This is a genomic window from Streptomyces sp. NPDC126510, assembly GCF_040302345.1.
Lineage (GTDB): Bacteria > Actinomycetota > Actinomycetes > Streptomycetales > Streptomycetaceae > Streptomyces.
Window position 1 is genome coordinate 239,074 of the sequence record NZ_JBEORR010000009.1, and the last position, 13,414, is coordinate 252,487.

Sequence of the window (13,414 nt, forward strand, 5' to 3'; positions counted from 1 at the left end):
CCAAAGTGGCTCCGTAAAGCCGTGGAGCCGACCGCCCCAGCCACGACGTACCTCTCCTACGGCAAGCGGCTGATTGTCGTGCGCGCGGCACGGGCGTCGGCCGGGCTGGAGCGGGGCGGAGACAGGAGCGCAGGCCCGGCCGGGGGCCGGGCCGCGCGCGGTGAGCGGAGCGAGCCGCCTTGAACCGGTAGAGAAAGTTGTAACTCAGTCTGTGGCGTGGGGCGTGAAGTCGTATGCGCAGGCAGGGAGATCGGCCCCTTGGCGGTGGAACAGCGGTAGGAAGACTACTGGCCGGATGGTCCAGGTGATGCGGGTGCTGGCGCGGGTCAGAGAGACCGTGCAGGGTTCCATGCGCAAGAGGGCTCGTCGCGTGTCGATGCGGCCGTCGTAGAGCCAGGCCCAAGCCTCGTCAGAGGCGTCCGGGTCGAGTGCCGGTGAGATGGTGCGCAGAGCGACCGCTACCCATCTGTCGGCCTGTGGTGCCGAGTAGGCGTCGAAGGATCCCCGGAGTGCCGGCCACCCTGCATCGTCGTTGACGTCTTGCGTCCAGCACTCGCACCAGAAGCCCCGCTGGGGCTTGTCCATCAGCACGGGTGTCCTCCCGGCTGGGTGTCCGTGAAGAGTTCGGCGGTGACGGTGTAGCCGCTGTGGCTGCCGTGGACGACGACCCGGTGAGCGATGACGCTGACCATGCCCAAGCCGCGGCCGTGTACCGCATCCATGCTCGGCTGTTCGACCTTCGGGGCCGTGCCCGTCCCTCCCTCATCGGTGACCGACAGGGCGACCACCTTGGGGGAGACCGCCAGGGCCAGATGGAAGCTGCCTGCCCCACCGCTCGCCGTGTGAAGGATCGCGTTCGCACTCAGCTCGCTCACGATCAGTTCGGCGTCGTCGGCTAGAGGGGATCCGTGCAGGATGTCCCGCGTCCAGCGGCGGGCCCGGCTCACCTCTTCCGGAAAACCTGGGCAACTGAGCCCCCAGACCCGGGCTGTACTCGTATACTCGTGCATACAAGTTCCTTTATGCAGGTAGGCCGCCATGTGCAGCGGGTTCGGGTTAGACGAGTTTCACGCCGTCGTGGGCGCGGATGGCCGGCGGGGACGTCGCGTCGAGTGCGTCCAGGACGCGGATCGCGTACGCCTCGTCGGCAAGCTCGGAGACCTCTTCACGGGTGGCCCAGCGCAGAGCACGGGTCTCGTCCCCGGTGGTAGGCGTGCCGTCGGCTGCCTGGCATCGGAAGACCAGGGAGACGATCAGGCCCGTCATGTTCTTGTAGACGCCGGTCAGGATCGCGGGAAGCGCGATCTTGATTCCGGTCTCTTCGAGGACTTCGCGTTGCAGGGCCTCGGGGACGGTTTCCTCTCGTTCGAGGATGCCGCCCGGGGGTTCCCAGTGGCCGTTGTCACGGCGCTGGATCAAGAGGGCACGGCCTTGGTCGTCGACGACGACCCCGGCGACGCTCACGGAGTGCGGGCGTTCTGTGCTCACGTACCTCGGCCCTCTCGGATAGCTAGGCTCTCCACCGTAGCAACAACGCTCGCCCACTCGTCTAGATACCTAAAGGAGTACACGCGTGAGCCCTTCTCTTCCTTCGGGCATCCTCGGTGATGTCGACCCCACGAGCGATCGTGCGGTCTTCCGGCAGATCGCCGACCAGCTGCGTGAGGCGATCGACCGTGGGCGATTCCGTGAGGGCGAAAAGCTGCCCTCGGAGGCGGAGCTTGTCGAGCACTACGGGGTTTCCCGTATGACGGTTCGAAACTCCTTCTCCATCCTTCAGGGTGAGGGCCTGGTTCACGCCGAGCACGGCAAGGGAGTGTTCGTGCGACCACGGCCGCCTGTGCGGCGGCTCGCCTCCGACCGCTTCGCCCGTCGCCATCGCGAGCAGGGCAAGTCTGCCTTCATCGTCGAGGCCGACGCGGCCGGCGGGCACCCTCAGGTCGACAGCCTGGAGGTCAAGGAAGAGAAGGCCAGCCCTGACATCTCCACTCGGCTCGGGTCCGTGCGCCGGGTGCTGGCTCGTCGGCGGCGGTACCTGCTCGACGGTCGGCCGGTCGAGTTCGCGACCTCCTACCTCCCGCTCGACATCGCACGCGGTACGCAGATCGCCGAACCCAACCCCGGCCCCGGCGGCATCTACGCCCGCCTCGAGGAACTGGGTCACCGCCTCGACCACTTCGAAGAGGAGATCCGCGCCCGGATGCCCTCGCCTGACGAGGTCAAGACGCTCCGGCTGGCTTCCGGCGTGCCGGTCATTCACCTGATCCGGACTGCTTTCGACGCCGAGGGGCGGCCCGTGGAGGTCTGCGACACGGTCATGGCGGCCGATGCGTACGTGCTGTCGTATCAGCTCCCGGCGACCTGATCGCATGGTAAGAGGTGGTGCGCGGGGGCGCTTCTCCGAACTCGTACACCTCCACAGGCATACTCGTATAGACGAGTGGGCAAGTGGTGTGGCAAGGTGGTCGTCGTTCCCGGAGGTCGGGTTCGAAGGCTGCATCTTGTATAGACGAGTAGACGGGAAAGAATCTTGCGCACCATCCGTGTGGAGACCTCGGCCGCAACGATCCTGCTGACCGAGGCGCCCGAGCCCAAGGTCCGTGACCGGCAGACGGGCGAGATCGCCAAGGACGCCGTGAGCGGTGAAGCCCTGATGACGATGGGCGTTGTCTACCTGGAGGACGGCGAGTCGTCGCTGATCAAGGTCACCGTTCCTGAGAGTGGAGTGGCCGAGGGGCTGACGCTAGGTGCTCCGGTCTCGCTGCCGGGGCTGGTGGCCCGTCCGTGGGAAAGCGTGTTCAACGGGCAGCAGCGGCACGGCATCGCGTTCCGCGCCGCCGCTGTGACTCCGGCCGCGTTCCCGGCCGCCTCCGGGGCCGCTGCCTGATGTCCGATCTGACGACGTTCCTGGAGGTGGGTGGTCCTGTCGCCGCGCTCGGCGGCGGGGCCGCCTACGCCCGGGCCAAGTATCCCGGGGTGTACTGGTCCACGGTCGGCCTCCCGATATCCACGGCCCGGCTGCTCAGTTCGTACGGCTCGGTCATGGAGGCCTGCGGCCTCACGGTGGCTCCCTCTCGGCTGCGCATGCTGGCGGTCAAGGCCACGACTCGCCGTGAGGTCCGGCCCGTACCGCCGCGTCGGGGCATCATCCGGCCCACCTCGACCGGGCTTCGGCTTCGGCTGCGGCTCGCTCCGGGGCAGGAACCGGCCGACGTCGCCGCCTCGGCGGAACGGCTGCGGCATGCCTGGGGCGTTCACGCCGTGTACGTCTCGACGGTCAAGCCCGGTGTGGTCGAACTGCGGCTGGTCGGCTTCGACGTGCTGCGGCGGGTGCGGATGCCTCGCAAGGTGGACGTCGGGTTCCTTCAGGTGCCGGTGGCACTGCGGGAGGACGCCATGCCGTTCGTACGCGACTACCGAACCGTCCCTCACCAACTCACCCTCGGCGCGACCCTGTCGGGCAAGTCCATGTACCTCCGGCACCTGATCGCCGGACTCGCGTCTCAGCGGGTCGCCCTGGTCGGCATCGACTGCAAGCGCGGTGTGGAGCTGGCGCCCTTCGCGCCCCGCCTCTCCGCGCTGGCGACCGATCCGGAGCAGGCCGCCGAGCTGCTTCCCGTACTCGTGAAGGAAATGGAGGACCGATACGACCTGATCAAGGCCCGGCAAGGCATCGCCCCCGACACCCCGGACGAGGAGATCACCTCAGACATCTGGGGGCTGCCCGAACACGAACGCCCGATGCCGGTCGTGCTGTTCGTCGACGAGGTGGCCGAACTCTTCCTCGTCGCCACCAGAAAGGACGAGGAAAGGCGGGATGAGATGGTCACCCAACTCATCCGGCTCGCCCAACTCGGCCGGGCTGCCGGGATCTACCTGGAGGTCTGCGGGCAGCGCTTCGGTGCCGAGCTGGGTAAGGGCGCGACCATGCTGCGCGCTCAGTTGACCGGCCGGGTCTGCCACCGCGTCAACGATGAAGCCTCCGCCAAGATGGCGCTCGGCGATATCGCCCCCGAGGCGGTCTCGGCTGCCTGCGCCATCGCTCCCGAACGGCCCGGCCTGGCCGTCGCGGGCGATACCTCCGGCGGCTGGTCGCGCATCCGTACGCCGTACCTGTCCCTCGGCAGTGCCGCCGAGACCTGCCGCGAGTCCGCGCACCTGGTCCCCGACCTGCCCGGGCTAAAGCCCTTCCGGCCCGACGTGGCCGCCCGTCCGGTCGAAGGTCCGGCGCTGATCGGCGAGCCGCGCCCCGCCACTGGCTGACCTCTCCACCAACCCCGGTCGGCGTGACCGTCTCGCGCCAAGTCCCTACCCCGCCATGCCTGAATCCGGAAGGAGCCGCTTCGTGCGTGCCCAACTGGCCCGTGTTGACGCGGTGCTCATCCAGGCCGTCATCGCTGCCGCGCTGTCCTTCGCCCACCTGCACGACGTCGCCTCGGCCGCCGGGCAGGACGGATGGAAAGCGTGGGCCTACCCGATCTCGGTCGACCTGCTGCTTGTCGCTGCCTGGCGTCGGCTGCGCTCGGGGGAGGCGAAAGCGGCTGGGTGGTGCTGGTTCGTCATCGCGCTCGCAGCCTCCCTGGGCGCGAACGTGGCCACCGCCGGCCTGCTCGACCTGGGCCAGGTTCCGGCCTGGCTGCGCATCCTCGTCGCGGGCTGGCCTGCGGTTGCCTTCCTCGGAGGCACCCTTCTTGCCCACTCCGCGCCCACAACGACCGTCAACGACGTGGAGGAGCCGGGGGAGTTCAAGGACCAGGAGGACGCCCTCGAACCCGAACCGCCCACGCAACCAGCCATCGAGCCATCGCCCGAACGCCCTGCCGTCCCTGTCCCTGCCGCCCTCGTCGAGCACGCCCGCAAGGTCGCTGCCGAACACCACACCCGTACCGGTGCCCCGATCGACGCACCGACGCTCCGCGCCCGCCTCGGCGTACCCGAGCCCATGGCGGAAGCCATCGCCGCACACCTCTGATGGGAGACCAGCCCATGACAGCCAACCGCCGCTTCCGCGACATCAACCGCATCGGCCCCGTCCAGGTCGGCACCTCCTTCGACGGCCGGGGCCAGGAGAAGCACACCGCCGCCTGCACCGCCCCGCGCTGCGGCTTCTCCGCTGACTACGACAGCCGCGCCGCCGCTGAGCTCGCCGCCCGTACTCACCGCTGCCCCGTCCGCTGAAAGGACCCGTGCTCGTGACCGTCAGCCTGCCGCTCGTCGTCGTCCTCGGCTTCTTCGCCTGGGGAGCGATCAAGTTCCTCGGCGTCCGTACCTGGGTCGTCGTTCTGATCGCGCTCTTCGGCTTCTGGCTCTCGCAGACCTTCCTCGCCCCCGCCATCGAGTCCGGCACGAGTTCCGGCGTGACCGTCATAAACGGCTCACACACCTAGACGAGTAGATAAGGAGTCCCGGTCGTGTTCCTGCCCAAGTACCCCGACAGCCCGACCCCGCCGCCCGCACACACTCACATCCCGACCGACACGGCGGCGCCCCCTCGGCGCTCGCTCCCGTCGGTCTCCATCGATCAGAAGACCGTCGTCGCCCTGGTCGTCGGCGGGGTCGTCCTCACCGCGCTCTTGGCCGCCGTGGCCGTGACGGCCATCTCCGTAGCCGTCGCCGCTGTCGTCCTGCGCTCCATGCTCCGCGACCACCACCGCCGCTGAACCGCGCCGGCCTCCGGGGCGGCGGCACACGACCAAGCATCTCGCCGCCCCGGCGCCCTGCTCCTCCCGACCGAGCCGATCAGAAGGGGAATCGCCATCTTCACCCGCACCACTCCGCCCCCACTTCCGGAACTCGCGAACCTGGCCGCGCAAGGCACACTGCCCGGTATCCTCCGCCAACTCTCAGGACTCGGCGGCTGCACCCACCCGATCCGCCTCGACGGCCACCGCACCGAGTACGACGTCGACACCACGACCGGCGAGATCGGCAACGTCCTCCACCGCCTCGAATCGACCAACCTCCCGGCCGGACAGCTCCTCGTCCGCTGCAACAACCGCCGCACGACCCGCTGCGCCGCCTGCGCCGAGGTCTACCGCCGCGACACCTTCCACCTGATCACCTCCGGTCTGCGCGGCGGCAAGGGCATCCCGGAACACGTCTCCGCCCACCCTCGCGTCTTCGCCACCTTCACGGCGCCGAGCTTCGGCCCGGTCCACAACCGCCCCTCCAGCGGGCGCCCCTGCCGCTGCGGCACCCACCACGACCAGGACGACGAGGCACTCGGCACCGCGCTCGACCCGGACACCTACGACTACAAAGCCGCCGTCCTTTGGAACGCCCACGCCGGTCCACTCTGGCGGCGCTTCTCCACCTACCTGCGCCGAGAGGTCGCCAAGCGCGCCGGCCTCTCCCAGCGGCGCTTCCGCGAGCACGCCCGCGTGTCCTTCGCCAAGGTCGCCGAGTACCAGAAGCGCGGCGCAGTCCACTTCCACGCCGTCATCCGCATCGACGGCCCCAGCGGCGGCGACACTCCACCCCCGCCCTGGGCCACGGCCGAGCTGCTCACCGATGCCATCCGCACTGCGACAGCCAAGGTTCACGTGGACGGCCCGGTCATCGACGGCCGCGCTCACGCCTTCACCTTCGGCCGCCAACTCGACATACGCACCATCCGCTCAGCGGACTTCAACGGCGGCCAGGAGCTGACCGAGCGCGCCGTGGCGGCGTACATCGCCAAGTACGCCACCAAGGGCGCCGAGACCGCCACGGGAGCTCTCGACCGTCCGCTCAAGTTCGCCGCCGAACTCGCCCAGCTCGACATCAGCGACCACGCCCGCCGCCTGATCCGCACTGCCTGGTTCCTGGGCGCCCGCAAGGACCTCGAACACCTCCGCCTGCGCGCCTGGGCCCACATGCTCGGATTCCGCGGCCACTTCTCCACCAAATCCCGCCGCTACTCCACCACCCTCGGCGCCCTCCGCGACGCACGCGCCGAATGGCGCCGCGCCCAAGCCGCAGCAGCGAACGGCCCCGAGCCCGACACGACATACGTCCTCGCGCACTGGGTCTTCGCCGGTACCGGCCTCTCGGAGACCGAAGCCTGGCTGGCCGCATCCCTCGAACCCGCCCCCGGCACGGAAGGAGAACCGACCCATGGATGAGCCCCGCACCCCTGCCACCGCCCTTGAGCGCCACGATCCTGCCTTGGTCCTGCTCACCGTCGAGGAGGCGGCCCGGCGGCTCCGCATCGGCCGTACAACGTGCTTCCGGCTGGTCCTGGCCGGAGAGATCGAGTCGGTGACGGTCGGGCGACTTCGCCGCATCCCTGCTGACGCCGTACCCGCCTACGTGGCCAAGCTGCGCCACCGACCCGCCCAAGCGGCCTGAGGGGGAGCCATGGCAGAGAAGAAGCGCACACGACAGCCCAACGGCGCCTCGTCGATCTACTTCGGCAAGGACGGGAAATGGCACGGACGAGTGACGGTCGGCCTCCGTGATGACGGCAAACCGGACCGTCGTCACATCGAGCGCAAGACCAAGGCCGCCGTGACCAAGGCCGTCCGCGAGATGGAGCGGGCCCGGGACGAGAAGAAGCTCAGGAAGCCGGGCCAGGGCTGGACCGTCCAGGCCTGGCTTGAGCACTGGGTCGAGAACATCGCCAAGCCGTACGTCTCCGAGAACACGTACGACGGCTACGAGGTCGACGTACGCGTGCACCTGGTGCCCGGCCTCGGTGCTCACAAGCTCGACCGCCTGGAGCCGGAACACCTGGAGCGCTTCTACCAGCGGATGCAGGAAGCCGGAAGTTCCGCCGGCACCGCTCACCACGCTCACCGGACGATCCGGGTCGCCCTCGGTGAGGCCAAGCGACGTGGGCATGTCGCCACCAACGCCGCTGAGATCGCCAAGGCCCCGCGACTCGAAGAAGAGGACATCGAGCCGTTCACGATCGAAGAGGTTCAGAGCGTCCTGGTCGAGGCCGCCAAACTCCGCAACAGCGCGCGTTGGGTCGTCGCCCTGGCGCTCGGCCTCCGGCAAGGGGAGGCGCTCGGGCTCCACTGGGAAGACGTCGACCTGGACGCGGGATACGTGCGCATCCGCAAGAACCGTCTACGCCCCAAGTACGCCCACGGCTGCGGGGACGATCCCTGCGGGCGGAAGGCTGGCTACTGCCCTCAGAAGCAGCAGACCCGCCGGGAGCACAAGTCCACCAAGTCCCGCGCCGGGCGGCGCACCATCGGCCTGCCCGATCCGCTGATCAAGATTCTCCGGCAGCACCAGGAGACGCAGGAACGGGAACGAATCGCGGCCGGTGCCGACTGGGAGGGCAAGGGCTACGTGTTTGCCTCGCCGACCGGCGGGCCGCTGAGCCCCAATACCGACTTCCACGTCTGGAAGCGGCTTCTGCGGGACGCTGGCGTACGAGACGGCCGTCTCCATGACGCTCGCCACACCGCAGCGACCGTGCTGCTGATCCTCGGCGTCCCGGACGTCGTGATCGACTCGATCATGGGTTGGGAGCCCGGGGGAGCGGCCCGGATGCGCGCCCGGTACATGCACGTGACGGGGACCATGCTCCGCAAGGTCGCGCAGCAAGTCGGCGACGCGCTGTGGGAGCTCCCGAAAACCAACTGAGACGGAAACTGAGACGGACAACGTCGAAGGGCCCCACCGCGAACGGTGGGGCCCTTCGACATCGTGCCCGGTGAGGCACTGGCGGAGGATACGAGATTCGAACTCGTGAGGGGTTGCCCCCAACACGCTTTCCAAGCGTGCGCCCTAGGCCTCTAGGCGAATCCTCCGCTGGGAACATTACATGACCGAGAGGAGTGCTCGCGAACTCGTTCCCCGCCGCCGACATCAGGTAACCTTGGCGCAGCCCCTCACGCGGCGCTATCTGACTGAACTCCCCCAGGGCCGGAAGGCAGCAAGGGTAGGTCGGCTCTGGCGGGTGCGTGGGGGGCGTCTGCGTTCCCGGACTCTGCGCTCCCGCACGGGACGCCGGGCAGGGCCTCCCGGACCGGACTTCCCCGGCTGGATCTGCCCGCCGGGTCCGGACCGGACCCGATGTCGGTGGGCGCCTATAACCTCGTATGCGTGTCGTCTCTCGCTCTGTACCGCCGCTACCGCCCCGAGACCTTCGCCGAGGTCATCGGGCAGGAGCATGTCACCGACCCGCTGCAGCAGGCGCTGCGGAACAACCGGGTCAACCACGCGTACCTGTTCAGCGGGCCGCGCGGCTGTGGCAAGACGACCAGCGCGCGCATCCTGGCCCGGTGTCTGAACTGCGAGCAGGGGCCCACGCCCACGCCGTGCGGTGAGTGCCATTCCTGTCAGGACCTCGCCCGCAACGGCCCCGGCTCCATCGACGTCATCGAGATCGACGCCGCTTCCCACGGTGGCGTGGACGACGCCCGTGACCTGCGCGAGAAGGCCTTCTTCGGTCCGGCCCGCAGCCGGTACAAGATCTACATCATCGACGAGGCCCACATGGTCACGTCGGCCGGCTTCAACGCGCTGCTGAAGGTCGTCGAGGAGCCGCCGGAGCATCTCAAGTTCATCTTCGCGACCACCGAGCCCGAGAAGGTCATCGGGACCATCCGGTCCCGGACCCACCACTACCCCTTCCGGCTCGTCCCCCCGGGCACCCTGCGGGAGTACCTCGGCCAGGTCTGCCAGAAGGAGACCATCCCCGTCGCGGACGGCGTTCTGCCGCTCGTCGTGCGGGCGGGCGGCGGGTCCGTGCGTGACTCCATGTCGGTCATGGACCAGCTCCTCGCCGGCGCCGCGGCGGACGGTGTGACGTACGCCATGGCCACCGCCCTGCTCGGATACACCGACGGCTCCCTCCTCGACTCCGTCGTCGAGGCGTTCGCCACCGGAGACGGAGCCGCGGCCTTCGAGGTCGTCGACCGCGTGATCGAGGGCGGGAACGACCCCCGCCGCTTCGTCGCCGACCTCCTGGAGCGGCTGCGCGACCTGGTGATCCTCGCCGCCGTCCCGGATGCGGCGGAGAAGGGGCTCATCGACGCCCCCGCCGATGTGATCGAGCGCATGCAGGCCCAGGCCGGCACCTTCGGCCCCGCCGAGCTGAGCCGTGCGGCCGACCTCGTCAACGAGGGCCTGACCGAGATGCGCGGCGCCAACTCGCCCCGTCTCCAGCTCGAACTGATCTGCGCCCGCGTCCTGCTTCCCGCCGCCTACGGAGACGAGCGCTCCGTCATGGCCCGCCTCGACCGGATCGAGCGCGGAGTGAACTACTCCGCCGGTCCCGCCGACATGCCCGCCATGGGATACGCACCCGGGCCGGAGGGCCACGGGGGAGCGGCGGCCGCCGCGGCTCACCCGGGCGGCGCCGCTCCGGCCCAGATGGGTGGTGGCGCTCCGGTGCCCCAGGGCGGCGGCCCGGCCGCGGCCCGTGCGGCGGTCCGCGCGTCCGGAGCACCGGGCAACGGCGGCGGTGGTGTCGGTACAGGCGGTCATACGACGCCTGCGCCAGGGTCCGCGCCTGCGGCAGGGCCTGCCCCCGCGGCCGGCTCCGGCCCATCGGCGACGGGCCAGGAGAACCCGCCGTCGGCACCGGGCACGCCCCCGGCCCATGCTCCCGCTCCCGCCACCCAGGGCGGGCCCTCGGCCCCCGACGGGCGGGAAACCGCCCGGACCGCCGCCGAAGCCCCGGCCGCCTCCGCTCCCCCGGAGCCCGCCCGGTCGGCCCCGGCCCAGGCCGCCCCCGGCGCCTGGCCGACCGCCGCCCCCGCCGGAAGCGGCGGCCGTCGCCCCGGCGGCTGGCCCACGGCAGCCCCGGGCGCACCCGCCTCCAACACCCCACCGGCAAGCACCCCACCGGCAAGCACCCCGCCGACGAGCGCCCCCGCGCCCAGCAGCCCACCGGCGTTCCAGCCCGCGGCTCCGGCCCCGACGACCCCGGCCCCCGCCTCCGGTGGCGCTCCCATGGGCGGCGGCGGTCTCGACCCCCGCATGCTCTGGCCGAACATCCTGGAGGCGGTCAAGAACCGCCGGCGCTTCACCTGGATCCTGCTCAGCCAGAACGCCCAGGTGGCAGGCTTCGACGGCACGACCCTGCAGCTCGGCTTCGTCAACGCGGGCGCGCGGGACAACTTCCTGAGCAGCGGCAGCGAGGACGTACTGCGGCAGGCGCTGGGCGAGCAGTTCAACGTCCAGTGGAAGATCGAGGCGATCGTCGACCCGTCGGGCGGCTCCGCGCCCCCGGCGCCGGGCGGTCCCTCCGGATTCGGCGGCGGTGGCGGCTACAACACCTCCGGCGGTCCCGGCGGCGGCCACACCTCCGGCGGTGGTGGCTACACCTCCGGCGGCGGATACAACGCGGGCGGTGGTACGGCCACGGCCCAGCGCCCCGCCCCGTCCCCGTCGGCTCCCCCGGCCGCTCCCGCCCAGCAGTCGAGCGGCTTCACTTCCGCCGCGACCTCCGCCCCGGCCTCCACGCCGTCCGCCTCCGTCCCCCAGCCGTCCGCCCCGCAGCCGCGTCACGTCTCCGTCGAGGAGGACATCCCCGAGGACGACGACCCCGACCTCGACGAGTCGGCCCTCTCCGGCCAGGAGCTGATCGTCCGGGAGCTGGGGGCGACGGTCGTCGAGGAGTTCACGAACGAATAGCCCGGGGTCTGCGACGGACAGCCCGGGGTCTGCGAACGAATAGCCCGGGTCTGCGACGGACAGCCCGGCCCCGCACGCCGAGCCTCCCGCCACGACGTGCCGGCCCTCCCTTGGAGGAACCTCCAGCTCAAGATCCCCCTCCCCTTCGGAAGCCCGCACAAGGAGAAGCCGGCGTCTCCCGTTAGGCTGACCCTCGTGAAGGTCCTCGTCATCGGCAGCGGCGCCCGCGAACACGCCCTGTGCCACTCCCTGTCCCACGACCCCGACGTCACCGCGCTGCACTGCGCGCCCGGCAACGCCGGCATCGCCGAGGTCGCCGAGCTGCACCAGGTCGACGCCCTGGACGGCGCCGCCGTCACCGCGCTGGCCACCCGCCTCGGCGCCGAGCTCGTGGTCGTCGGCCCGGAGGCCCCGCTGGTCGCCGGTGTCGCCGACGCCGTGCGCGACGCTGGCATCCCGGTCTTCGGCCCGTCCGGCCGGGCCGCGCAGCTCGAAGGCTCCAAGGCCTTCGCGAAGGACGTCATGGCGGCGGCCGAGGTGCCCACGGCCCGGTCGTACGTCTGCACGACGGCGGAAGAGGTCGACACGGCCCTCGACGCCTTCGGCGCTCCGTACGTCGTGAAGGACGACGGACTCGCCGCCGGCAAGGGTGTCGTCGTCACCGACGACCTCGAAGCGGCCCGGGCCCATGCGGCGGCCTGCGAGCGCGTGGTCATCGAGGAGTACCTCGACGGCCCGGAGGTCTCCCTGTTCGCCGTGACCGACGGCGAGACGGTCGTACCGCTCCAGCCCGCCCAGGACTTCAAGCGCGCCCTGGACGGCGACGAGGGCCCCAACACCGGCGGCATGGGCGCGTACTCCCCGCTGCCGTGGGCCGACCCGAAGCTGGTCGACGAGGTGCTGCAGACCGTGCTGCAGCCGACCGTGGACGAGATGCAGCGGCGCGGCACGCCGTTCTCCGGCCTGCTCTACGCCGGTCTCGCGATCACCTCCCGGGGCGTCCGCGTGATCGAGTTCAACGCCCGGTTCGGCGACCCCGAGACCCAGGTCGTGCTGGCCCGGCTGAAGACGCCGCTCGCCGGTCTGCTGATGGCGGCCGCCACCGGCAACCTGGCCCACCTGGAGCCGTTGCGGTGGAGCGACGACGCGGCCGTGACCGTGGTCGTCGCCTCGCACAACTACCCCGGCACCCCGCGCACCGGCGACCCGATCACCGGTCTCGACGAGGTCGCCGCCCAGGACGCCCCGCACGCGTACGTGCTGCACGCCGGCACCAGGCAGGAGGGCGATGCCGTCGTCAGCGCGGGCGGCCGCGTCCTGTCCGTGACGGCCATCGGCAAGGACCTCACCGAGGCCCGCGACCGTGCCTACACGGCCGTCGGCCGCATCCGCCTCGACGGCTCCCAGCACCGCACCGACATCGCCGCGAAGGCGGCAGGCGCGTAACCAGCGCCCGCGCCCGGCAGGCGAACCACCGCCGCCGATGAACCCCACAGGCCCCGGATCCGTCTCAGGATCCGGGGCCTGTCGTATGGGGAGGCGGTGGCCGGACGAATGGGGGGGGCGGTGGCCGGACGTGCTGAGGGAAGCAGTGGCCTGAACTGTGCGAAAGACGGGCCCTGATGCTCGCTCTGCGTCATCCACCTTTCCCCAAAGCCATTCCATCGAGTGACCGATGCCGTATCCGGCTGACGGGGGACGGAGCCCCAACTAGGGTGCGGCGCAAGCGTTCCGGCACTTGGCCCACCGGCATTGCGATGTCAGTGACGGGTGCCACAGTGGGGGAGTGAGCAAGGCAAGCATCGGGTCAACGGGGAGGGGGTGAGGTCGGTCGTGA

At 70.5% G+C, this 13,414-nt stretch carries 15 protein-coding genes, 1 tRNA gene and 1 other RNA gene; 13 read left to right on the forward strand and 4 right to left on the reverse strand.

The window, feature by feature from the left end; genetic code table 11:
- Positions 1-204 precede the first annotated feature (204 nt).
- Genes ABTX60_RS15250 through ABTX60_RS15260 form a run of 3 tightly spaced genes read right to left on the reverse strand, consistent with a single transcriptional unit; the run spans position 205 to position 1,464 of the window.
- Positions 205-585 carry a hypothetical protein gene (locus ABTX60_RS15250; protein WP_352097581.1) on the reverse strand — a complete coding sequence of 127 codons (381 nt, stop codon included), beginning with the start codon at positions 583-585 and terminating at the stop codon, positions 205-207.
- Complete coding sequence (locus ABTX60_RS15255) at positions 585-1,010, reverse strand: ATP-binding protein (RefSeq protein ID WP_352097513.1); 426 nt, start codon at positions 1,008-1,010, stop codon at positions 585-587. The genes ABTX60_RS15250 and ABTX60_RS15255 overlap by 1 nt, the downstream gene beginning before the upstream one ends.
- A gap of 46 nt (positions 1,011-1,056) precedes the next feature.
- Positions 1,057-1,464 carry an NUDIX hydrolase gene (locus ABTX60_RS15260; protein ID WP_352097582.1) on the reverse strand — a complete coding sequence of 136 codons (408 nt, stop codon included), beginning with the start codon at positions 1,462-1,464 and terminating at the stop codon, positions 1,057-1,059.
- A gap of 109 nt (positions 1,465-1,573) precedes the next feature.
- Between ABTX60_RS15260 and ABTX60_RS15265 the strand changes: the two genes are divergently transcribed.
- The 10 genes from ABTX60_RS15265 to ABTX60_RS15310 all read left to right on the forward strand — a co-directional run bounded on the left by ABTX60_RS15265 (position 1,574) and on the right by ABTX60_RS15310 (position 8,577).
- On the forward strand, positions 1,574-2,365 hold the full coding sequence (locus tag ABTX60_RS15265; protein WP_352097514.1) for a GntR family transcriptional regulator: 792 nt from the start codon (positions 1,574-1,576) through the stop codon (positions 2,363-2,365).
- Between the two features lie 165 nt (positions 2,366-2,530).
- Complete coding sequence (locus tag ABTX60_RS15270; protein WP_352097515.1) at positions 2,531-2,887, forward strand: SCO3933 family regulatory protein; 357 nt, start codon at positions 2,531-2,533, stop codon at positions 2,885-2,887.
- Positions 2,887-4,263: an FtsK/SpoIIIE domain-containing protein gene (locus tag ABTX60_RS15275; protein ID WP_352097516.1), complete on the forward strand. Its 1,377-nt coding sequence runs from the start codon at positions 2,887-2,889 to the stop codon at positions 4,261-4,263. Before ABTX60_RS15270 ends, ABTX60_RS15275 begins: the two co-directional genes overlap by 1 nt.
- An 82-nt stretch (positions 4,264-4,345) precedes the next feature.
- The gene (locus ABTX60_RS15280) at positions 4,346-4,972 is read left to right on the forward strand and encodes a DUF2637 domain-containing protein (protein ID WP_352097517.1); all 627 of its coding nucleotides are present in this window, start codon (positions 4,346-4,348) and stop codon (positions 4,970-4,972) included.
- A gap of 14 nt (positions 4,973-4,986) precedes the next feature.
- Positions 4,987-5,178 (forward strand): mobile element transfer protein, encoded by a 192-nt coding sequence (locus ABTX60_RS15285; protein ID WP_328340654.1) that lies wholly within the window; start codon positions 4,987-4,989, stop codon positions 5,176-5,178.
- A gap of 14 nt (positions 5,179-5,192) precedes the next feature.
- Positions 5,193-5,387 carry a hypothetical protein gene (locus ABTX60_RS15290; protein ID WP_352097518.1) on the forward strand — a complete coding sequence of 65 codons (195 nt, stop codon included), beginning with the start codon at positions 5,193-5,195 and terminating at the stop codon, positions 5,385-5,387.
- A gap of 24 nt (positions 5,388-5,411) precedes the next feature.
- Complete coding sequence (locus ABTX60_RS15295) at positions 5,412-5,660, forward strand: SpdD protein (RefSeq protein WP_352097519.1); 249 nt, start codon at positions 5,412-5,414, stop codon at positions 5,658-5,660.
- 159 nt (positions 5,661-5,819) lie between these two features.
- Positions 5,820-7,103, forward strand: a complete 1,284-nt coding sequence (locus tag ABTX60_RS15300) for a replication initiator (RefSeq protein ID WP_352097584.1) — start codon at positions 5,820-5,822, stop codon at positions 7,101-7,103.
- A complete protein-coding gene (locus tag ABTX60_RS15305; RefSeq protein ID WP_345661634.1) occupies positions 7,096-7,329 on the forward strand; it encodes an excisionase family DNA-binding protein in 234 nt (77 codons plus the stop codon). The genes ABTX60_RS15300 and ABTX60_RS15305 overlap by 8 nt, the downstream gene beginning before the upstream one ends.
- A gap of 9 nt (positions 7,330-7,338) precedes the next feature.
- The gene (locus ABTX60_RS15310; protein WP_352097520.1) at positions 7,339-8,577 is read left to right on the forward strand and encodes a tyrosine-type recombinase/integrase; all 1,239 of its coding nucleotides are present in this window, start codon (positions 7,339-7,341) and stop codon (positions 8,575-8,577) included.
- 79 nt (positions 8,578-8,656) lie between these two features.
- Here ABTX60_RS15310 and ABTX60_RS15315 read toward each other — a convergent pair.
- A tRNA-Ser gene (locus ABTX60_RS15315) sits at positions 8,657-8,744 on the reverse strand.
- Between the two features lie 73 nt (positions 8,745-8,817).
- On the opposite strand from ABTX60_RS15315, the gene ffs reads away from it, so the two are divergent.
- The 3 genes from ffs to purD all read left to right on the forward strand — a co-directional run bounded on the left by ffs (position 8,818) and on the right by purD (position 13,023).
- An RNA gene (ffs, locus tag ABTX60_RS15320) (signal recognition particle sRNA small type) lies at positions 8,818-8,912 on the forward strand.
- Between the two features lie 127 nt (positions 8,913-9,039).
- Positions 9,040-11,577 (forward strand): DNA polymerase III subunit gamma and tau, encoded by a 2,538-nt coding sequence (locus tag ABTX60_RS15325; protein WP_352097521.1) that lies wholly within the window; start codon positions 9,040-9,042, stop codon positions 11,575-11,577.
- A gap of 195 nt (positions 11,578-11,772) precedes the next feature.
- Complete coding sequence (purD, locus tag ABTX60_RS15330) at positions 11,773-13,023, forward strand: phosphoribosylamine--glycine ligase (RefSeq protein ID WP_352097522.1); 1,251 nt, start codon at positions 11,773-11,775, stop codon at positions 13,021-13,023.
- Positions 13,024-13,414: the final 391 nt, after the last annotated feature.